This window comes from Psychrobacillus sp. FSL H8-0487, from assembly GCF_038008385.1.
GTDB classification, from domain to species: domain Bacteria; phylum Bacillota; class Bacilli; order Bacillales_A; family Planococcaceae; genus Psychrobacillus; species Psychrobacillus psychrotolerans.
In genome coordinates this window covers 2,826,769-2,848,448 of record NZ_JBBOZA010000001.1, presented here as the reverse complement: position 1 = coordinate 2,848,448, position 21,680 = coordinate 2,826,769, and the positions used below count along the sequence as shown (strand labels likewise).

Here is a 21,680-nt window from a genome sequence, read left to right as displayed (position 1 = left end):
GCCTCTTTTTATGAAAATTAATGTATAATATAGTTTATTAACACATGATAGATGTGGAGTGAAGATTTGTGCAAAGAATAGCAAACCTGCTCGTATGTAAAGATGATAAAGTACTACTATTAAAAAAACCAAGAAGAAATTGGTATGTGGCACCAGGCGGTAAGATGGAAATAGGAGAATCTATTCTAGTTTCTGCCGTAAGAGAATTTACAGAAGAAACTAATACTGTTCCTATACAGCCACACTTAAAAGGAATTTACACAATGGTTATCGAAGAAGAAGGTAAGCGTGTAGATGAATGGATGTTATTTACCTTCGTCGCTAGAGATATAGAAGGTATACCTTATGAAGTAACAACCGAGGGTATATTAGAATGGCATTCAGTCGAAAGCTTACACCATCTTCCTATGGCCGAAGGTGATCGAACAAATCTATTATTTGCTGCGCAAGAAAAAGGTATGCAATATGGAACTTTTGTATATACACCTAATTTTGCCTTAATAAAGGAAACAATTCAGCAGTCAACGGAGGGAGAATAAACAATGGATAGTCTTCAAAAGCACGAAACAGAAGTTGTCATTATTACAGGAATGTCAGGTGCTGGAAAGACTGTAGCTATCCAAAGTTTTGAAGACCTTGGCTATTATTGTATTGATAACTTACCACCAGAACTATTAAGTACTTTTATCAAACTTATGATAGAGTCCAACAAACAACCACGGAATATCGCAGTGGTAATGGATTTGCGTGGTGGAGATATGTTCAATTCATTAGCAGATTCTGTTAATGAATTAGAAGAGGCAACAAAGGTGACACCGAAATTACTATTTTTGGATGCCGGAGACGAAGTACTAGTTAGACGATACAAGGAAACACGTCGATCGCATCCACTCGCTAACTCCGGATTACCATTAGAAGGTATTAAAAAGGAACGACAATTACTTTCTGATTTAAAGGGAAGAGCACAATACATTTACAACACTTCTAAGATGAAACCACGGGAACTAAGAGAGAAAATACAAGAAGAGTTTTCCTCCAAAAGCAGTCAAGTGTTCACTGTGAACGTCATGTCTTTTGGATTCAAGCATGGTATTCCGATAGATGCTGACTTAGTGTTTGACGTACGCTTTTTACCTAATCCCTACTATATAGAAGAGCTACGCTTAAAATCTGGGCTTGACGAAGAGGTGTCTAGTTACGTATTAAAGTGGATCGATACTAAAACCTTAATCGAAAAGTTAACAGATCTGTTCCAATTCATGATTCCTCAATATAAAAGAGAAGGTAAAACCCAACTAGTTATTGCTTTTGGATGCACCGGAGGGCAACATCGCTCTGTTACGCTAGCCGAATACTTTGGAAAGTCATTGAAAGCAGACGACAAAACCCTTGTAACGCACCGCGATGTTGTTATTAGAAAGGATTGAAGGAATGAGATCTACAAAACATCGTAAAAAATTGGTGATACTTGGTGGAGGTACGGGTCTGTCTACATTACTTCGTGGCTTAAAGAAATTTCCACTGGATATTACAGCAATTGTAACGGTCGCAGATGACGGTGGTAGCTCTGGGCGACTACGTGATGAATATGATATACCGCCTCCAGGGGATGTTCGAAATGTGTTAGCAGCCCTTTCCGATGTGGAGCCTTTAGTAGAAGAAATGTTTCAGTATAGATTTTCTCAGTCAGAGGAATTGAAAGGTCATTCACTAGGCAATTTAATGTTAGCTGCCCTAACCTCTATAACAGGGGATTTTGCGCATGCCATAACGGAAATGAGTCGAGTGCTAAATATTCGCGGTAAAGTTCTACCTGCAGCCAATCAAATAGTAACTTTACATGCATTGTTTGAAGATCAAACAACCGTTGCGGGAGAATCTAAAATCCCTAAGTATGGTAAAAAAATTGAAAAAGTATTTATTACTCCTACGGACGTGAAACCGCTGCCAGAAACGATTAATGTCATTCGTCAGGCAGATGTTATTGTTATTGGTCCAGGAAGTCTATATACTAGTATTTTGCCTAATCTATTAGTGCAAGATATTCAACAAGCAATTAGGGAATCGAACGCAAAGAAAGTGTATATATGTAATTTAATGACACAGGCAGGGGAGACAGGGAATTATTCTGCATATGATCATGTAAATGCCCTGATCGAACATGTCGGAGAGAATTTCTTAGATGCTGTGTTGATAAGTAAGGAAGAAATTCCCGAAAATGTTCAGTATATGTATAAACAAGAGCAAGCATCTCCTGTTAAAATAGATATTGACCAATTAAAAAAGTTGAATATAGATATAGTAAAAAAAGACATTTCAGTCGTTCATGGCGGTGCAGTCCGTCATGATGCAACCGAAGTGGCGAAATGGCTTGTAGAATACGCAGACGGTTTAAAAACTTAACCCGTCCAGGAGAAAGGGGGAAACGGAAATGTCGTTTGCTTCTGAAACAAAAAAAGAGATGACCCAGGAAGAATCAGAACCTTGCTGTGCACGGGCAGAGCTATCAGCGCTTATACGCATGAATGGATCTCTCTCTTTTAGCAACAAAATGTTAAGCTTAGATGTACAAACAGAAAATGCAGCTATTGCTAGAAGACTATATACGTTGATAAAATCGTTATATCCATATCAAGTAGAATTGCTCGTTCGAAAAAAAATGAGGTTGAAAAAGAATAATATTTATATTTGTCGTATTAGAGATGGGGCAAAAAGTCTGCTAGAAGATCTTCAAATTCTAAAAGACGGCTTTCAATTTGAATATTCTATCTCCAAAGATCTTGTCTCAAAAAATTGCTGTAAGCGTGCTTATCTTAGAGGTGCCTTTTTAGCAGGAGGATCAGTAAATAATCCGGAAACTTCTTCTTATCATTTAGAGATTTATTCTTCCTATAAAACACATAGTGATGCACTAGTAGATTTGATGAACGGATATGAACTAAATGCGAAAACAATTGAACGAAAAAAAGGGTTTGTCGCCTATTTAAAAGAAGCAGAAAAGATATCCGATTTTTTAAGTATTGCGGGTGCTCATAGAGCATTACTAAAATTTGAAGACGTTCGAATAATTCGAGATATGCGAAATAGTGTAAACCGACTAGTAAATTGCGAAACGGCCAATCTGAATAAAACAATTAGTGCAGCCATTCGCCAAGTGGACAATATACGTTTTATCGAAAATTCTATCGGATTAGATCGGTTACCTGAAAAACTTCGTGAAATAGCTAGGTTACGTGTAGAGTATCAAGATGTTACACTTAAAGAACTAGGTGAGATGGTTTCCTCAGGCGATGTGAGTAAATCAGGTGTTAATCACCGATTGCGAAAAATAGATGAAATAGCAAATGCGCTTCGTAATGGAGAGACAATTTAAGAAATGGGGAGTAGACTATGGCAGAACAGCAGGTGGAAGTAAAATTATCTTCAGGACTTCAAGCAAGGCAGGCTGCACTTTTTGTACAAGAAGCAAATCGTTATATTGCAGATGTCTATTTAGAAAAAGATACTAAAAAAGTGAATGCAAAAAGTATTATGGGAATTATGAGTTTAGCGATCAGCAAAGGAACAAAAGTAGGCTTAAGTGCAGACGGTTCCGATGCAGAGGAAGCAGTAGAAGCTTTAGCTAACTTCATCTCGAGTGAATCATAAAAACGAACGGCCTCATTAGTCATTTAGACGAAAGGGCTATTTTTTTTGAGGAAAATAAGGCATTATAAAACTCAAGAAGTTAGGAAAGTAGTTGCTCCATAACTATTTAACGGTATCTTAGTAAATAAGATAGGTGGTGACTGTTTGAAAAAGAATTTCATCTTAGGGTTCTTTTTATGCTTAATCGTTTTAGCAAGTATTCAATTATCCAAAAGTACCCTAATAGAAAATGCATTAACGGATGAGTTTTTTAGTAGTAATACTATTTTAAGGATAGAGGAAATAAATAAGACAAATTTTACAGAAACCAATACATCATTAGAAAAGCAGCAAGAAATGAAAGAATTACTAAAAGGACAGAAACTATCAATACTGGAGAAATCATTTGATCCACTTAAGGCAGAATACAGGATAGTGTCAACATCAAATCCGAATGACCAAATATATATATTTGTTGAGGAAAATGTAATTGTATTTCCGCATAAAAGTAGTAGAGGATATAAAATAAAAAATAATCATGAGCTGATAAGAGAAATTGATTTTTTATTGAGGTGAGGAAATTTCTTTTTAAAAAATCCCAAAGGAATAAATTCCTTTGGGATTTTAGTGGATAGATTATGCTTTTTTCATTTCGCTACGATCGATAATATGATCGATTAAGCCATATTCTTTAGCACGTTCAGCAGTCATGAAGTTATCACGATCTGTGTCTTTTGCAATGACTTCGATTGGTTGACCAGTACGTTCAGAAATAATTTTGTTTAACTTATCGCGTAAATGTAAAATGCGTTTTGCAGCAATTTCGATTTCAGTTGCTTGCCCTTGTGCTCCACCAAGTGGTTGGTGAATCATTACTTCTGCGTTAGGAAGCGCATAACGTTTCCCTTTTGTTCCAGCAGTAAGTAGGAATGCTCCCATAGAAGCAGCCATACCGATACAAATTGTTTGTACATCAGGTTTGATGAACTGCATTGTATCATAGATTGCCATACCAGCAGTAATACTTCCGCCTGGGCTATTGATGTAGATAGAGATATCTTTTTCTGGATCTTCTGCTTCTAGGAATAATAATTGTGCAACGATTGAGTTTGAAACGTTGTCATCAATAGCACTTCCAAGCATAATGATACGGTCTTTTAATAATCGAGAGTAGATGTCATATGCACGCTCTCCACGATTAGTTTGTTCAATAACAGTAGGAATTAAATTCATCCTGATTTCCTCCTTCAAAGGTGGGTTAAATTATTTAGTTACTGAGAAAAGTTCCCTCAGTTGTAACTTTATCATACACATAATGGTCAAGGAAGGTCAAATGTTAAGCTTTGAAATGTTTGCTTGAATTATATGCCTTCTATTTGTATAATAGATAAGTCGCTTGCCCTTGTAGTGTAATGGATAACACACAAGCCTCCGAAGCTTGTAATGTGAGTTCGATCCTCGCCGAGGGCATATTATTTCAACATAGTTATACATAAGATATTTCAATCCTCCGTTTATTTTCTATATAAACGGAGGGTTTTTATTAGTTTAAAAATACTTGGGTTTGTATTGTTTAGGGTGTTTTTTCGTCCTCTTTATTTCTTCTATCAAAGGAAACTGCATAAGCATCATGTCTAAAATGAAGAATCGGATCTTCGGAAAGGTCGATACCTTCTCCAACTATTGTAGGGTCAAACAATAGACTTTCAGTAGGGAGTACCTTTTTATTTATTGTTAAACGCCCTACTAATATCTTTTGTCTATCAGATGGCCATTTATCGGTAGGGTCATCGGTAGGATCTGTATCTTCCCCTATTCGAATATAGAGCTCAAATCCGACAGAGCCTTTTTCTACTCGCTTCTCTAAGTCCTCGTGTAAATAATTCTTCGATAAATGAATGTTCTCCAAGATAGAAGGGGATTTTTCATCTTTTAAAGGATGCCATTCGTATTTTATAGATTGTCTTTTACCTTCAGCATTAACTAAATAGAATGCATGAATAGGGTAGTAGTTTAAAGCCGCATAGCTAATCGGAGGTTGCTTTAGCTGTTCCTTAAGAGTGAGCAATGTATTCTTATGCTCTGGAAAGGTTGTCAGAAGCTTAGCCACTCCTAAACCTAAATCTACGGAGTGAATACCCGTTTTATGAGAGCCTAAAATTTTCAGCATATCTATAAAGGTTTTAGGGTCTTTTGTGACGAACATTGGAACTGTTGTACACACTTGATGACTAATAGAACCATCTGGCTGATGGAAATGGATAGCCATTCCTTTAGCTGGAGATAAAAAATCTGCTGCAGAGGGGTCTGGTGGACTATTGGAAAAACGAACGGTAGCAGCTACTGGTTCTTGTTGAAGATGGGGTGCCGTCGTATATGGAATCGCATTTCCGTTTGGAATAAAAGTGGCTTCATAAAATTCGCCTTTTGCATGGGCACGTCGATAACCAGGAAATTTACCTTGAAGTTGTTCTAATGTATTAACGGCATTTTGCGGTAGTGAATTACTCATCCAATCACCTCGTTTTTTTGAATGAAAAGAAAGATTTCATTTATTAATCATTACCACTGAATAAATTACCTAAACAATGAAGTACTAAAAATATGTAAATATAGTATGAAATGGTTAGCTAAGCTGATTTATATCTAAAATATGTTTACTGGAGAAACGGAAAAGTCATCCAATCTAGTTACTTCTATATAAGGATAAGATGAAACTTATATATATTTGGTCCGTAAATGATAATAGGTTTTGTATTTTCGAATTAAAGGTACAATAATACTATAATTATTGAAGAGGTGAGCGAGTTGAAAAAATTATTAGTGCCCATTATTATAGTCGTTGTAATTATTGCGATAATCGCAGGGATATTTATGGGAAGTTATAACGGATTTGTAGACAAAGAAGAAAACGTAAATAATGCGTATGCGCAAGTTGAAAACCAATTGCAACGTAGAATGGATTTAATACCGAACTTAGTTAGTACCGTTAAAGGTTTTGCAGCACATGAAGAAGAAGTGCTTGGAAATATCGCAGATGCACGATCAAGATTGGCAGGAGCGGGTTCACCTGAGGAACAAGCTGAGGCAAATGATGAATTATCGGGTGCTTTGAGCCGATTATTAGTTGTTGTGGAGAATTACCCGGAACTAAAGGCTGATGCAAACTTTAGACAATTAATGGATGAACTTTCAGGTACAGAAAACAGACTATCTTTAGCAAGACAAGATTATAATACAGTTGTTTCGGATTACAATAAAAAAGTAAAACGGATGCCTGGTAGTATTGTAGCGTCTATGTTTGGCTTCGATGAGAAAGAATACTTTAAATCAGCTGAGGGAGCGGAAGAAGCGCCCGTAGTCGATTTTGAAGGAGATGGAGAGTGATGAAGAAAAGTGCATATGCTATCACATTTGCACTTCTCCTTACATTCCTCTTCCCATTATTAACTTTTGCAGAATCTAATTATCCGAAGCCTTTACCAGGTGAATTATATGTGCAAGACTTCTATGACGTTCTAACAGAAGAGCAAGAACAAGAAATTGAAAGGCTTGGACAAAACCTAGAAAATGCTACTGGTTCGCAAATCGTTGTAATGACAGTAGAGTCTTTAGAAGGTCAGGATGTAGCGACATATGCTGTAGATGTAATGCGAGGCTATGGTATAGGGGATGAAGAGAAGGATAATGGTGTACTTTTTATCTTGGAAATGGATCCTGATAAAGTAGAAGGCCGTGATGTATACATTGGGGTCGGCTACGGTTTAGAGGGAGCTTTACCGGATGGTAAGATTGGTAGAATTTTAGATGATTACACCTTTCCTTACTTAGAGAGTGGGGATGTACCAGGTGCTATTCTTTCGACTTATCAGCTATTATATAATCAGGTAGCTACTGAATACGGTTGGGACGGCGAGTTAACAAGTCCCAAAGGTCCTTCTCCTCTTGTAGGCTCTACAGATGGCGGTGGATCCACGATTAGAACAATTATTGTAGGTGTGATTGTCATATATATAATTGTTAGTTTAATGTCTGGAGGCGGAGGTAGTTCCAGTTCTGGTAGAAGACGAGGTATTAGTGGTAGAAGCTTCGTAGGCTTCGGCGGAGGCGGAAGAAGTTCCGGTGGTGGCTTTGGAGGTTTTGGCGGCGGTAGCTCAGGTGGTGGAGGAGCAGGTCGTAAGTGGTAAATATTAAAGCAAGTTTCTTAAATAAGATATAAACTAGAAAAAACCAACAAATTGTTGGTTTTTTTATTCGTTTTCAGCGAATTCCTCTAAAATCAGCCTGACTTTCTCATACATCTCAACATGAGATTCTATAGTGATATCGCCAAGGTTTCCAAAGTCAGCACCTGTTGCGAACATTAGCACCCCATCATCGAATATGGTAATTGTATACAACGTATTTCCTTTATCTGCAGCATTTGTTAAGTAAATTTGATAATTATCGATTTGAGGAAGAGCTGCCGACCTCTCCGTACTTTCTTGTTCAGTTGCAGCTTTTATAGGAAGGTCATCAAAGTTTTCCATAATATTATTTATCTTATTCTTGTCCGAAGTACAACCCGATTCAAATTCTACTTTCTCACCTTGGACATTCTTACGAGTATTAAAGCAAAGCGTATCGAAGGAAATATCAATAAGAGGTGTTCTAACATCCTGATTATCTTCCACATATGCAGGGAAGTTTTCAATTTTCTCTTGAAGTTCTATGCCTCCACCATCCCTCACGCCATTATAACTCCCTATTTTTCCAGGCTCAGATGTAGAAAAGATAAATTCTTCTTTCAATGTATGGAAAACTTTCTGACCTTCGTTATTAGTTAGGGAGACTTCGATAATGGGACGATAGATATTTGGATGCTCTTTTTCCTGTACTACTTTGACATTTTCTAAATGCACTTCGATGCTGTTCTCTATAAGACTATAGTTATATTTGAAAATCAAATTCGATGCAATTGCATTTTTTAACATGTTCTCAGTAAAATATTCACCATAAATAGTTGAATAATAATCCATTAAATCTGTGTATTTCTTTGATTGTAGAAGTTGGTCGTACTCTTCTTGGTTCTTCGTTTCCGTTAAACTTTGGAGGTACCACCATTCTTCTTGTAAGCGAGCAAGCTCCATATCTGGTCCATTATATTCTCTCTCTAACACCGCTCGAATAATTTTTTCGTTATCGATAGCTTGAGACGATTGCTCTGTTTCGGAGGGGTTTATATAAGTGAAAATTAGAAAAGAAGCGATTGCGATTATAGCCAATGAAATAAAAGCGGGAATAATAGGGCGTTTTCTTTTTGTTTCCACTTTTCCTTTTAATGCTAACCAGGTATTTCTTTTTGCTTCTTCTGACCGCTCTACATGTTTCATTTCTGCCAACAGCTTATCGAATTCTTTTGATGGATCCATTTGGGTGACCTCCTTCCTGATGAAACTCCTTTTTCAGTGCCTCAAGTGCTCGTGTCATTTTCATCTTTACTTTAGCTTCTGTCCAACCAAGTATATAAGCGGTCTCTTGAATGGAACACTCTTGTATTTTGCGTAAGAGTAAGACTTCTTGGTAGTCATTTTTTAGGGTATACAGGGAGTTATACATTCTAGCAAGCTGTTCTTTTTTCTCATAACTACATTCGGGCGATAATTCCTTATTTTCTATATCATGTTCTTTCTCGAGGGAGAAAAATTGTACGACCCTTTTCCTTCGAAAATAGTCATAAGTAACATTACGGGCAATTTTTAATAGCCAAGTAGAAGTGGAAGCTTCTTGGTTAAAGGTGCCAAGTCCTTTATATGCTTTATAAAATGTCTCTTGGGTGAGATCTTCCGCACATTCCTTGTGGCGAACAAGAAAGTATATAAAGCTATAAACCTTGTCGCTGTATTCTTTATATAGCTGTTCTATTTCCATCCTCTGACCTCCCTTATAGCTATAGACGAACGGTGAGTTTAAAAGTATCGCTTTTATTTTCCTTTTAAACTGTTATGAGCGATTTTATTTATTAAAAAGATTATAATAAAATGAATGAAATGATTATTAAAAGGGATGATATAGATGATTGTACATTTTTACACAAGACCAGGCTGTCATTTATGTGATGATGCTAGGCTTATGTTGAAGTTAGTAAGAGAAGACGTAGCTTTTGACATAAAAGAAGTAAATATTGAAGAAGATGATACACTGCATGAAAAATATATGCTGATGATTCCGGTGATCGAGTTGGAAGATAAGATAATTCAATATGGACAAGTAGATTACGCAACTATATTGGAAGCGTTGCTTAGATAATTTTCTAGGCAATCGAAACAACCAACTTCTAATTCGCAACATAGCGAGGCATAATCGCAACAACCAACTTCTAATTCGCAACATAGCGAGGCATAATCGCAACAACCAACTTCTAAATCGCAATATAGTAATCCGTAATCGCAACCTATGAACACCCATTCGCAATATAAAGTAGTAGAAGCGCATGAAAGCAGCTATAAGTATGTTTTGGAAAAATTTCTGGATAAATTTGTGTAGAAATAGGTTTCAAATTCTTGCTATTGGGAATATAGTATTGTAAGCTTAATTTAGAAATTAAATTTTTTTAAGTGCATGGGACAAAAATAGTAACCGTGGGACAAAAACGTCACATGTGGTTGGGATGTGAAAAATGGATTCATTATTACAGGCTCAGTTAAAGTTAATGCCTGAGATGAGCATCTTGCTACAAAAAAGATATCAAATACTTCAAACGATTCAATTGTCTCCTGGTTATGGTCGTAGAGTGATCGGTGACATTCTAGGATTGTCTGAACGAGAAACTAGAAAAGAATTGGACTTTTTGCGCAATAAAGGCTTCATAGAAATATCAAGAGATGGCGCTAGTATAACTTCTAGCGGAAATGATTTATTGATAGAGCTGAAAGAAGTTGTTCGAGAATGGTCAGGTAGATTACAACTCGAAAAATCGCTTGCAAGTTATTTAAATATAAAAGAAGTGATAATTGTTCCGGGAAATGTAGATACTAATACAAATACTGCTTTGCTTCAGTCTCAAGAAGCAGCTAAATATTTGGAAAGTATTCTATCGGATGAGTTCATCATTGCTGTTACTGGTGGTACAACGATTGCTTCCATTTCAAATTATGTTCATCAAACGGACAAGTGGAAGCGACTATTATTTATAGCCGCAAGAGGTGGAGTTGGTAAGGATGTTAGGCTCCAAGCCAATACAATTGCTTCCCTATTTGCAAATAAAATGAATGGTTCATACCGAACATTATATATGCCAGATAGCTTGAGTGAGGAAGCATACTCTACGATGAAAAAAGAGCCATTTATAAAAGAAATGGTGGATTTATATGAACGCACGAACATCATTATTCATGGTATTGGGGATGCACTTGAGATGGCCCGCCGAAGAAATTCAAGTTTAGAGGAAATACAACGCTTGGAAGAAATTGGCGCGGTGAGTGAGGCTTTTGGTTATTACTTTAATAGCCAAGGGGAAGCAGTACACAGAATTCGCACGATTGGCGTTCAACTTAAGCAATTAGAAAATATGGAGCATCTTCTAGCAGTAGCTGGAGGAACTAAAAAAGCAAATGCTCTACTTTCATATTTTAAACAAGCACCAGCTCAAACGGTTCTAGTAACCGATGAAGGTGCAGCACAAGAAATGATGAGAATAATGGAACAAAACAACTAGGAGGAATTTAAAATGACAGTAAAATTAGCGATTAATGGTTTTGGACGTATCGGACGTAAAGTATTCAGAGAAGCTTTAGAACAAAAAGACTTAGAAGTAGTAGCAATCAATGACTTAACGGATGCTGCAATGCTTGCTCATTTATTGAAATATGATTCAGTTCACGGTATTTTCAATGCAGACGTATCTTCTGAAGGAGATTACCTTGTAGTAAATGGCAAAAACATTCGCGTGTTCGCAGAAAAAGATCCTTCAGCTCTACCTTGGAAAGAAGAACAAGTAGATATCGTAATTGAGTGTACTGGTATTTTCAGCACAACAGAAAAAGCTAGCAAGCATATTGAAGCTGGAGCTAAAAAAGTAATTTTATCACAACCAGCTAAAGATGATATGCCTACATTCGTTATGGGTGTAAATGCTGATCAATACAATCCAGCTACTGATCATGTTATTTCAAATGCATCTTGTACTACTAACTGTTTATCACCAATTGCTAAAGTATTACAAGATCAATTTGGTATCAAACGTGGAATGATGACAACAATACATTCTTATACAAACGATCAACGTATTTTAGACTTACCGCATAGCGATTACCGTCGTGCTCGTGCAGCAGCAGAATCAATGATTCCTACAACAACAGGAGCAGCAGCAGCAGTAGCTAAAGTACTTCCTGAGTTGAAAGGGAAATTAGATGGTATGGCAGTTCGTGTACCAACACCAAACGTTTCAATCGTAGACTTTGTTGCAGAATTAGATAAAAATGTTACAGCAGAAGAGTTAAATGCAGCGCTTAAATCAGCTTCTGAAAGTGATTTAAAAGGAATTATGGATTATAACGAGCTTCCTTTAGTTTCAAGAGACTATAACGGAAATACAGCTTCCTCTACAGTAGATGGTCTTTCTACAATGGTACTTGGAGATAACTTAGTAAAAGTATTAGCTTGGTATGACAACGAATCAGGATATTCTGCACGTTGTATCGACCTTGCATTACTTATGGCTAAAAAAGGACTATAAGATTTTCGTTTTGACAAGGAAATACACATAATATGAATGTGATTTTACGTGGCGAATCGATAAAATAACCTCTATAATGAAAGAGGGTAAAGGAGCCAGGGATTACCCCTAGCTCCTTTTTTTAACATAATAGATGAATGAGGTGCTTTTATCGGCGCCTGTGCTTTTCATAACATAGAAGGAGGCTTATCTCATGAAGGTAAAACAAACAATGAGCGATGTAGCTTTACAAGGAAAACGTGTATTTTGTCGTGTAGACTTCAACGTACCAATGGAAGATGGGATTATCACGGATGATACTAGAATTCGTGCAGCATTACCAACGATCAATTATTTAATCGAACAGGGTGCGAAAGTAATTCTAGCAAGCCATATGGGACGACCTAAAGGTGAAGTGAAGGAAGATTTACGTTTAACCAAAGTTGGAGAACATTTAGCAAAACTTTTGGATAAGCCAGTGAACAAATTAGAAGAATCTATCGGCGAATCAGTAGAGAAAACAGTTTTAGAAATGAATGACGGAGATGTTGTTCTATTAGAAAATGTCCGTTTCCATGCAGGTGAAGAAAAGAACGATGCAGAGCTAGCTAAATCTTTTGCCAAGCTTGCAGAGATTTTTGTCAATGATGCTTTTGGTGCTGCTCATCGTGCACATGCTACAACGGAAGGTATTGCAAAACTACTACCAGCTGTGTCAGGTCTTTTAATGCAAAAAGAGTTAGATGTATTAGGCAAAGCTTTAGCAGAGCCTGAGCGTCCATTTACTGCCATCATTGGTGGGGCAAAAGTAAAAGATAAAATTGGCGTTATCGATCATTTATTGGACAAAGTAGATAATATCCTAATAGGTGGAGGCTTATCGTATACATTTACGAAAGCACAAGGCCATGAGATTGGAACTTCTTTACTGGAAGAAGATAAAATGGAGCTTGCGAGAGGCTTCCTAGAAAAAGCAAAAGAAAAAGGCGTTTCCTTCCATTTGCCGGTAGACGTAGTAGTTGCAGATGAATTCTCGAAAGATGCAAACACTAAAGTAGTGGACATTGATGCAATTCCTTCCGACTGGATGGGATTAGATATTGGACCAAAAACAAGAGAATTATATGCGGATGTTATTAAGAATAGTAAGCTCATTATTTGGAATGGACCGATGGGCGTATTCGAAATGGATGCATTTGCAGAAGGTACAAAAGCAGTGGCCCATGCAATGGCTGAAACAGTTGGCTATACAATCATCGGAGGCGGCGATTCAGCAGCAGCTGTAGAAAAGTTTAATGTTGGCGAGAAAATGGACCATATTTCCACTGGTGGCGGAGCTTCCTTGGAGTTTATGGAAGGTAAGGATTTACCGGGAGTTTCTGCTTTAAACGATAAGTAATGGAGGAGATGTCATATGCGTAAACCAGTAATAGCAGGGAATTGGAAGATGTATAAAACACTTGCGGAGGCAAAGGAATTTGCACTTCAGTTAAAAGAACAACAAGTGGATGGCACAAAAGTTGATGCAGTAATCTGCGCTCCACCGCTATTTTTAGATCAGCTTGTTGAAGCGACAAAGGGTTCTTTCGTTTCTATCGGAGCACAAACAATGCACGAGGAAAAAGAGGGCGCTTATACTGGTGAAGTTAGTGGTCATCAGCTACAAGACCTAGGAGTAGAATATGTAGTACTCGGTCACTCAGAACGTCGTCAATATTTCAATGAAACAGACGAATCGGTGAATAAAAAAGCGAAAGCTGCTTTTGAAAATAACCTGACACCAATCATTTGTGTAGGCGAAACATTAGAGCAACGTGAGCAGAACGAAACAGAAACGATCGTATCTAACCAAGTGATGGCAGCAATCGAAGGGTTAACAGAGGAACAACTAATCCAGTCTATTATTGCATATGAACCTATTTGGGCGATTGGTACTGGGAAAACAGCTACTGCAGACGATGCAAATGATGTCTGCCAAGCAATTCGTGAAACGATACTAGATGGCTACGGGGAAGAAGTGGCAAATAGTGTTCGTATTCAGTACGGTGGTAGTGTGAAACCTGAAAATATTGTTGAGCTTTTATCTAAAGAACATATTGACGGTGCACTTGTAGGAGGAGCAAGCTTACAAGTAGATTCTTTTGTAAAACTGTTGGAGGCCGGTGCAAATGCCTAAAAGTCCAGTAGCGTTAATCATTCTAGATGGTTTCGGCTTGCGTCATGAAACCTTTGGCAATGCAGTCGCTCAAGCCAACAAACCAAATTTTGATCGATATTGGAAAAATTTTCCGAATGCAACCTTAACAGCGTCTGGAGAAGCAGTTGGCTTACCGGAAGGCCAGATGGGTAACTCGGAAGTTGGTCATTTAAATATTGGTGCTGGGAGAGTTGTATACCAAAATCTAACTCGTATTCACAAATCAATTCGTGAAGAGGAATTTTTCTTGGAGCCTAAACTTTTAGCTGCCATTGACCATGTAAAGCAAACAGGTGGAAAATTACACTTAATGGGATTACTTTCGGATGGTGGCGTTCATAGTCACTATACGCATTTATTTGCATTATTGAAGCTAGCTAAAGAACAAGGATTAGAAGACGTTTTTGTCCATGGCTTTTTAGATGGACGCGATGTAGGTCCTCGTACAGCCATTGGTTATGTAACAGAAACAGAAGAGAAAATGAAGGAAATCGGCATAGGAAAGTTTGCCTCTATTAGTGGTAGATACTATGCGATGGATCGCGATCGTAGATGGGAAAGAGTCTTACTGGCATATAAAGCTATTGTAGACGGTTTAGGAAGAACAGCAGAATCAGCGACAGCTGGTATTTTAGCATCCTATGAAGAAGATATTGTGGATGAATTTGTTGTTCCTTTCGTTATCGAAGAAGATGCAAAGCCTGCTGTAACGATTGATACGAACGATGCCGTTATTTTCTTTAACTTCCGTCCTGACCGTGCTATTCAATTATCGATGGCTCTTAACACACCATCATTTGATAGTATTCCTTTAAGCGACAAGCATCCAACGAATTTAAAATTTGTTACATTTACTCATTATAGTGATGATGTTGTGGCAGATGTGGTATTCGAAAAAGCAGATCTTTACAACACAGTAGGGGAAGTTCTTGCGAAGCATGGCAAAACCCAATTACGTATTGCAGAGACAGAGAAGTATCCGCATGTAACATTCTTCATGAGTGGAGGGAGAGAAGCAACTTTCCCAGGTGAAGAACGTATCCTGATCAACTCGCCAAAGGTTGCTACATATGATTTGCAGCCCGAGATGAGCGCCTATGAAGTTACAGATGCTCTATTGGATGCAATTGCACATGATAAATTTGATGCGATTATTTTAAATTTTGCTAACCCTGATATGGTTGGACATAGTGGAATGCTAGAGCCGACGATTAAAGCTATAGAAGCAGTAGACGATTGTTTAGGTAAAGTGGTCGATGCAATTTTAGCTAAAGGCGGTCATGCAATTATCACTGCCGACCATGGTAATTCAGATGAAGTAACAACGGTGGAAGGGCAACCGATGACAGCCCATACAACCAATCCGGTACCGGTGGTTGTTACAGAGAAGAATGCAACACTAAGAAGTGACGGAATTTTAGCCGATTTGGCTCCAACCATGTTACACTTATTAGGGATAGAAACACCGCCTGAAATGACAGGTAAAACACTAATCGAAACGGAGAGTTAAAAATGCCAATTATTACACAAATTCAAGCACGTGAAGTATTAGATTCACGCGGAAACCCAACAGTAGAAGTAGAAGTATTTACAGAAAGCGGTGGATTTGGACGCGCAATCGTTCCGTCTGGTGCATCTACTGGTGAATATGAAGCAGTAGAACTTCGTGATGGTGACAAGTCAAGATACCAAGGCAAAGGTGTTTTAAAAGCAGTTGAAAATGTGAACAACATTATTGCAGCTGAACTAGAAGAAAACTTCTCCGTATTGGATCAAGTAGAAATTGACCATGCAATGATCGAATTAGACGGAACTGAAAATAAAGGGAATTTAGGCGCAAACGCTATTCTTGGCGTATCAATTGCTGTTGCACATGCAGCTGCAGATTATCTAGACATTCCGCTTTATCAATACTTAGGTGGATTCAATGCGAAACAACTACCAGTGCCAATGATGAATATTGTAAATGGTGGAGAGCATGCGGATAATAACGTAGATATCCAAGAATTTATGGTAATGCCAGTAGGCGCAGAATCATTCCGCCACGCATTACGTATGGGTGCTGAAATTTTCCATAGCTTAAAATCAGTATTAAAAGAAGCTGGATTAAACACAGCAGTTGGAGACGAGGGTGGATTTGCACCTAACTTAAAATCCAACGAAGAAGCTCTTTCTACCATTATGATGGCAATTGAAAAAGCTGGTTATAAACCAGGTGAAGAAGTACTTCTTGCAATGGACGTTGCAGCTTCTGAGTTATTTAACAAAGAAGATGGCAAATACCACTTATCTGGTGAAGGCGTTGTAAAAACTTCAGAAGAAATGGTTGCTTGGTATGAAGAGCTTTGTGAAAAATACCCAATCATCTCCATCGAAGACGGCTTAGATGAAAATGACTGGGCTGGTCACAAATTATTAACAGAACGTTTAGGTAAAAAAATACAATTAGTTGGCGATGATCTTTTCGTAACAAACACGAAAAAATTAGCGCAAGGTATTGAACAAGGTGTAGGTAACTCTATTCTTGTGAAAGTAAACCAAATCGGTACACTGACAGAAACATTTGATGCTATTGAAATGGCTAAACGTGCTGGATATACAGCAGTAATCTCTCACCGTTCTGGTGAATCAGAGGATGTTACAATTGCAGATATCGCAGTTGCAACAAACGCTGGCCAAATCAAAACTGGTGCACCATCTCGTTCAGACCGTGTAGCTAAATACAACCAATTACTTCGTATTGAAGATCAATTATATGAAACTGCTCAATACCTAGGCAAAGAAACATTCTATAACTTAAAAAAATAATGAAACAAAGCAGTTAGCGAAAGTTGCTAACTGCTTTTTTTAAGGATAAGAAAGTATAAAAAAACGTAGCATGAACACTGGGTTTACAGAAAGAATAATACTACTGATCTCCGTTACATGTGGACGCTTTCCGTGGGCACGGCTTCAATCTCCTCGTCACTACGAAAACATATGCTCCTGCGGTTACTCGTCGCAAAGACATTGATCTAACAAAGTTTGATCAATGTCTTTCCTGCGGGGCTTTCAGCTCGCGCTGTTCCTACTGGAGTCGCCACATTTCACTCCAATCAATTAAGTGAGTAGTTCTCCACGAGAAGATGGACCATTCTCTCTCGCTCAGATGATAAGAGTAGTCAAAGTTAATAGAGAGAGAAAACTGTCCACGGGGTTAGACCCGGTTTTTCTTAAATAGAAAGTAAAATTCTACGTTCTATAAAAGCCAGGGATATCAAAACCTAAAGTTTCGCGAGGACTTACTACCTTTAAATAGATAAATAAGAAACACCACTTATTCCTTATAAAAAGGAGGAAGTGGTGTTTTATTACTTATACAAATATTAACCAAAGGAGCATAGCGACAACAATTGTTGTAACACCTTGTAGTAAGGTAGCCATTGTTTGTGCCTTGTATGCATCTGTTACTTTCATTCCACTAAATTGTGTAACTACCCAGAAATAGCTGTCATTTACATGGCTGACTGTCATTGCACCTGCTCCTATAGCCATAACCACTAATGCTAATGGCATCGCTCCTTCAATACCTAATGTAGGAAGCATTGGAGCTATGAGCGAAGATGTTATAACAAGTGCCGCTGTAGAAGAACCTTGCGCCGTTTTAAGTGCCGCTGCTATTAAAAACGGTACTAATAGGAATAATGCTCCTGTTGATAGAGCACCTAAATCCATCTTTTGTAAAATATCGGCAACACCAGAATTCTTGATAACTGTACCGAATGATCCACCAGCACCTGTGATTAGTAGAATGGGAGCTGCTTCTTTTAACGCATCACCAATCCATCCAGACAATGTTTTTTCACTGATTTCGGGTAACAATAAGAAGGATGAAAATACGCCCAATATTAACGCGACAGTTGGTGCACCTAAGAATTGCAAGAAATGTGTAAAGCCTGATTCGCTACCTGTTAAAGCCGCCACTGAACCAATACTGATCAGCGCTATAGGTAAAACGATTGGAAGAAATGATTTGAATGTAGATGGCATTTTACCAAATGATTTGATAATTTCATCATAGTCAAGTGCCTCTTCCTGATCCGCTTCTACATCAATTTTTGACCCTACTTTTACCGCCCAAATATAACCTACTATAACTGCAGGAATTGCTACTAATAGACCAACTAAAATGATTGTTCCTAGATAGTCTGAAGCCCCGATATTACCAGCTGCAGCTATAGGCCCTGGTGTTGGTGGAACTAATGTATGTGTCGCATATAACCCAGTGGATAATGCGACAGCCATTGAAACAACTTTCACTTTGGAGCGCTTCGCTAAAGACTTCATCAAACTCGATAGAATAATAAATCCAGAATCACAAAATACAGGAATTGACACGATATATCCGATAATTGACATGGCAAGTTGTGGACGTTTTTCCCCTAAAACTCGAAGTACAACTTCTGCCATACGATAAGCAGCCCCGGATTTTTCTAAAATAACGCCTATAATTGTACCAGCAACAATGACAATACCGATACTCGTCATCAGTCCACCGAAACCAGTATTTACATTTTCGACTACTGTTAGTAATGGCATCCCTGAAGCAATACCTACAAAAAAGGCACTAATCAGTAATGCTAAGAATGGGTGAAGCTTGAACACCGCCGTTAAGACTACAACTAAGATGACTCCAATTAATATGACTAAGAGTAACACATGATACACCCCTTTTTATTTTTGTAATAACTTAAACATGGTCTCTTTTGTTCTAATCTCTAAATAATGTTCCGCATTTTCAATCGATTCCTGTTGCGAAACAGAATCATCTGTAACGCTCACTAATAAATCGAAGTGAGTAGATAATGCCAAAATACTATCCGGCGCTATAAACCCGGAGATTAAAACGACTGGGATATTCTTTGCTTTCGCCACACTCGCAATGCCAATTGGCGCTTTTCCAGAAAGGGTTTGAAGATCTGATTTCCCCTCGCCCGTAATAATAAAATCTGCGTGCTCAATTTGTTGATGAAAATTAACAGCTTCCAAGACAACTTCAATACCTGGTTTTAATGTGACTGGAAAAAACGCTAAAAATGCACCTCCAAGTCCGCCTGCTGCCCCTGCTCCTGGACGATCATGAAGGGCTATTCCTGTTAAATTCTCTATCTTATTTGCTAAATTTGCTAAACTTTTATCGAGCGATTCAACTTGTTCAGGTGTAACGCCTTTTTGAGGTCCGAAAATAGCTGTAGCTCCATTTGGCCCGATGAAAGGATTATCTACATCGCATGCAATAACAAAGTGAGCATCTGCTATACGCAAGTCGAATTCAGTTGCATCAATTTCATGAAGGGACTGCAGTGACTCTGCACCCTGAGAAATTTCTTCTCCAACTTCATTAAGAAATTTCATCCCTAGAGCACGCAGCATTCCTGTGCCGCCATCATTCGTAGCACTTCCTCCAATGCCAATAACAAATTTCCGATATCCTTTGTCTAATGCATGTCTGATTAACTCACCTGTCCCAAAAGTAGATGCGATAAGCGGATTTCTTTCATGGTCTAATAGAAGAGTTAACCCTGAGGCTTTAGCCATCTCAATGACGCATGTTTCCCCGTCTCCAAGAATTCCATACTCTACTCGAATAGGACGACCTATTGGATCATTTACCTCCACAAAAACTAGTTTTCCTTCTGTTGCAGAGATAAGCGGCTCTAAAGTTCCTTCGCCTCCATCTGCAACAGGTAGTAGTACAGTTTCAATTGTTGAATCGACTTCCTTTATACTTCTAACTATTACTTGCCCAGCCTCTGTTGCGGTTAGTGATCCTTTAAAAGAATCAGGACTGACAACGATTTTCACTATAATACCTCCAATTAATAAAGCGCTTACATAGAATTATAATGATAGTTTAAAAGAAATACGTTATACTTAATGTATAAATTTTACTGTATTATAACAGCGCGTTTTTATACTTCGTGGAGGTTCTACTATGATTACAAAACAGCTTGCTGAACAAATTGTTGACCAAACAATGTTGCGACTTCAACGTAATATTAACGTTATGGAAACAAACGGCATGATCTTAGCTTCAGGTGACCTATTACGTATCGAAAGTATTCATGAAGGAGCTTTAATAGTTGCTCAAACGAAAAAGCCTTTATGGATTACTGAACAGAACAAACATTTATATCCAAAGACAAAGCCGGGAATAAATTTACCTATATTCTATCAAAATGATTTGGTAGGGGTTATAGGCATTACAGGAGATCCTGAACAAATAGAAGAAATTGCAACACTTGTACAACTCACAACAGAAATGATGGTGCATCAAGCGCTAATTGTATCGGAACGAGAGTGGAAACGAAAAATGCAAGAGATGATTTTTCTGGAGCTAATGAATAACCACGGCATACAAAAGGTTATGTTCGAAAGGATGACAAAGTTAGGTTTTTCACTTAAACCTCCCTTTTACGCATGGGCAATTGAACTGAATCCAGAATCATCGGCCTATCAAACTATTGTCCAAGACCTGGAATATTTTTTTCAAAACGACTCAATTATCCTAGGACACTATCAGCTGCACGAACATTTTATTCTTATTTCCGAAATGGAAGAAAAAGAAATGAAAAAGAAATTAACGATGCTCAGTCCTAAGTTGAAAAAGTATAAAGCTCTTCGACTAGGTGTCGGACAAGTAGTAGAGACACTGGATAGTATTCACTACGCCTATGAAACTGCGAAGGTAGCTTTACAATACGGCAACCCGAAAAACGTTATTGCGTATTTTGAAGACGTAGAACTCTATTCTTTATTCAAAAAAAGAGAGTCATCTGAAGCGCAGCACTTTACGAATCGTATGTTAAAAGGATTAAATGATAAACTACTTTATACATTACAAGAGTACTTCAACTGCAACCAACAGCTGGCAATATGTGCGGAGACATTAGAGATACATAGACATACCTTGACCTATCGTTTAAACAAAATATGTGAAATAACGGGTTATAATCCATCCGTTCTTCAGGATGCTATTACTTTGCAAATTGCATTATGGTTAAAGAAAGATTGAATATTTCACTTAGTAAAGTCGGGCAACAAGAAGGGCAGCCCTATGTAAGTCCTTTATATAACTTATATCAATTGATCAATCTCTTTTTATGAGTTTCTTAACCTAGA

General features: G+C 37.9%; 22 protein-coding genes and 1 tRNA gene. 17 read left to right on the top strand and 6 right to left on the bottom strand.

Going from position 1 to position 21,680, the window contains the following annotated elements; genetic code table 11:
- The first annotated feature begins 68 nt into the window (after positions 1-68).
- The 6 genes from MHI47_RS14545 (at position 69) to MHI47_RS14520 (ending at position 4,203) form a co-directional block, all read left to right on the top strand.
- On the top strand, positions 69-539 hold the full coding sequence (locus tag MHI47_RS14545; protein WP_093537661.1) for an NUDIX hydrolase: 471 nt from the start codon (positions 69-71) through the stop codon (positions 537-539).
- 3 nt (positions 540-542) lie between these two features.
- On the top strand, positions 543-1,427 hold the full coding sequence (gene rapZ, locus MHI47_RS14540; RefSeq protein WP_093537662.1) for an RNase adapter RapZ: 885 nt from the start codon (positions 543-545) through the stop codon (positions 1,425-1,427).
- Between the two features lie 4 nt (positions 1,428-1,431).
- Positions 1,432-2,403 (top strand): gluconeogenesis factor YvcK family protein, encoded by a 972-nt coding sequence (locus MHI47_RS14535; protein WP_093537663.1) that lies wholly within the window; start codon positions 1,432-1,434, stop codon positions 2,401-2,403.
- 28 nt (positions 2,404-2,431) lie between these two features.
- Positions 2,432-3,373, top strand: coding sequence for a DNA-binding protein WhiA (gene whiA / locus MHI47_RS14530; RefSeq protein WP_093537664.1), 942 nt, complete (start codon positions 2,432-2,434; stop codon positions 3,371-3,373).
- 17 nt (positions 3,374-3,390) lie between these two features.
- Positions 3,391-3,648, top strand: a complete 258-nt coding sequence (locus tag MHI47_RS14525; RefSeq protein WP_093537665.1) for an HPr family phosphocarrier protein — start codon at positions 3,391-3,393, stop codon at positions 3,646-3,648.
- 144 nt (positions 3,649-3,792) lie between these two features.
- Positions 3,793-4,203: a hypothetical protein gene (locus MHI47_RS14520; RefSeq protein ID WP_340831301.1), complete on the top strand. Its 411-nt coding sequence runs from the start codon at positions 3,793-3,795 to the stop codon at positions 4,201-4,203.
- A 60-nt stretch (positions 4,204-4,263) separates the two neighbouring features.
- On the opposite strand, the gene clpP is transcribed toward MHI47_RS14520, so the two are convergent.
- Positions 4,264-4,860, bottom strand: coding sequence for an ATP-dependent Clp endopeptidase proteolytic subunit ClpP (gene clpP, locus MHI47_RS14515; RefSeq protein ID WP_093537667.1), 597 nt, complete (start codon positions 4,858-4,860; stop codon positions 4,264-4,266).
- A 165-nt stretch (positions 4,861-5,025) separates the two neighbouring features.
- Here clpP and MHI47_RS14510 point away from each other — a divergent pair.
- Positions 5,026-5,097, top strand: a tRNA-Arg gene (locus MHI47_RS14510).
- A 103-nt stretch (positions 5,098-5,200) separates the two neighbouring features.
- On the opposite strand, the gene MHI47_RS14505 is transcribed toward MHI47_RS14510, so the two are convergent.
- On the bottom strand, positions 5,201-6,139 hold the full coding sequence (locus MHI47_RS14505; protein WP_340831300.1) for a catalase: 939 nt from the start codon (positions 6,137-6,139) through the stop codon (positions 5,201-5,203).
- 296 nt (positions 6,140-6,435) lie between these two features.
- Here MHI47_RS14505 and MHI47_RS14500 point away from each other — a divergent pair, with 296 nt between their 5' ends.
- Together MHI47_RS14500 and MHI47_RS14495 are read left to right on the top strand one after the other, a co-directional pair.
- Positions 6,436-7,014, top strand: coding sequence for a LemA family protein (locus MHI47_RS14500; RefSeq protein WP_340831299.1), 579 nt, complete (start codon positions 6,436-6,438; stop codon positions 7,012-7,014).
- Positions 7,014-7,814 carry a TPM domain-containing protein gene (locus MHI47_RS14495; protein WP_340831297.1) on the top strand — a complete coding sequence of 267 codons (801 nt, stop codon included), beginning with the start codon at positions 7,014-7,016 and terminating at the stop codon, positions 7,812-7,814. The genes MHI47_RS14500 and MHI47_RS14495 overlap by 1 nt, the downstream gene beginning before the upstream one ends.
- A gap of 63 nt (positions 7,815-7,877) precedes the next feature.
- On the opposite strand, the gene MHI47_RS14490 is transcribed toward MHI47_RS14495, so the two are convergent.
- A complete protein-coding gene (locus MHI47_RS14490; protein ID WP_340831295.1) occupies positions 7,878-9,038 on the bottom strand; it encodes a hypothetical protein in 1,161 nt (386 codons plus the stop codon).
- The gene (locus MHI47_RS14485; RefSeq protein WP_340831293.1) at positions 9,013-9,537 is read right to left on the bottom strand and encodes an RNA polymerase sigma factor; all 525 of its coding nucleotides are present in this window, start codon (positions 9,535-9,537) and stop codon (positions 9,013-9,015) included. Before MHI47_RS14485 ends, MHI47_RS14490 begins: the two co-directional genes overlap by 26 nt.
- Before the next feature lie 144 nt (positions 9,538-9,681).
- Between MHI47_RS14485 and MHI47_RS14480 the strand changes: the two genes are divergently transcribed.
- The 7 genes from MHI47_RS14480 to eno all read left to right on the top strand — a co-directional run bounded on the left by MHI47_RS14480 (position 9,682) and on the right by eno (position 17,327).
- A complete protein-coding gene (locus MHI47_RS14480; protein WP_340763193.1) occupies positions 9,682-9,915 on the top strand; it encodes a glutaredoxin family protein in 234 nt (77 codons plus the stop codon).
- A 370-nt stretch (positions 9,916-10,285) separates the two neighbouring features.
- Complete coding sequence (locus tag MHI47_RS14475; protein WP_093537674.1) at positions 10,286-11,323, top strand: sugar-binding transcriptional regulator; 1,038 nt, start codon at positions 10,286-10,288, stop codon at positions 11,321-11,323.
- Positions 11,324-11,335: 12 nt separating this feature from the next.
- Positions 11,336-12,343 (top strand): type I glyceraldehyde-3-phosphate dehydrogenase, encoded by a 1,008-nt coding sequence (gene gap, locus MHI47_RS14470; RefSeq protein WP_093537675.1) that lies wholly within the window; start codon positions 11,336-11,338, stop codon positions 12,341-12,343.
- Between the two features lie 211 nt (positions 12,344-12,554).
- Positions 12,555-13,721: a phosphoglycerate kinase gene (locus tag MHI47_RS14465; RefSeq protein ID WP_445678313.1), complete on the top strand. Its 1,167-nt coding sequence runs from the start codon at positions 12,555-12,557 to the stop codon at positions 13,719-13,721.
- Between the two features lie 15 nt (positions 13,722-13,736).
- A complete protein-coding gene (gene tpiA / locus MHI47_RS14460) occupies positions 13,737-14,498 on the top strand; it encodes a triose-phosphate isomerase (protein ID WP_340831289.1) in 762 nt (253 codons plus the stop codon).
- Positions 14,491-16,029: a 2,3-bisphosphoglycerate-independent phosphoglycerate mutase gene (gene gpmI / locus MHI47_RS14455; protein ID WP_340831288.1), complete on the top strand. Its 1,539-nt coding sequence runs from the start codon at positions 14,491-14,493 to the stop codon at positions 16,027-16,029. The genes tpiA and gpmI overlap by 8 nt, the downstream gene beginning before the upstream one ends.
- A 2-nt stretch (positions 16,030-16,031) precedes the next feature.
- Positions 16,032-17,327, top strand: a complete 1,296-nt coding sequence (gene eno, locus MHI47_RS14450) for a phosphopyruvate hydratase (RefSeq protein WP_340831287.1) — start codon at positions 16,032-16,034, stop codon at positions 17,325-17,327.
- Positions 17,328-17,873: 546 nt separating this feature from the next.
- Here the strand turns inward: eno and MHI47_RS14445 are convergent.
- Together MHI47_RS14445 and MHI47_RS14440 are read right to left on the bottom strand one after the other, a co-directional pair.
- Positions 17,874-19,217 (bottom strand): GntP family permease, encoded by a 1,344-nt coding sequence (locus MHI47_RS14445; RefSeq protein ID WP_340831286.1) that lies wholly within the window; start codon positions 19,215-19,217, stop codon positions 17,874-17,876.
- Positions 19,218-19,232: 15 nt separating this feature from the next.
- Complete coding sequence (locus MHI47_RS14440; RefSeq protein ID WP_340831284.1) at positions 19,233-20,363, bottom strand: glycerate kinase; 1,131 nt, start codon at positions 20,361-20,363, stop codon at positions 19,233-19,235.
- Positions 20,364-20,493: 130 nt separating this feature from the next.
- Here MHI47_RS14440 and MHI47_RS14435 point away from each other — a divergent pair, with 130 nt between their 5' ends.
- Positions 20,494-21,573, top strand: coding sequence for a CdaR family transcriptional regulator (locus MHI47_RS14435; RefSeq protein ID WP_093537682.1), 1,080 nt, complete (start codon positions 20,494-20,496; stop codon positions 21,571-21,573).
- Positions 21,574-21,680 lie beyond the last annotated feature (107 nt).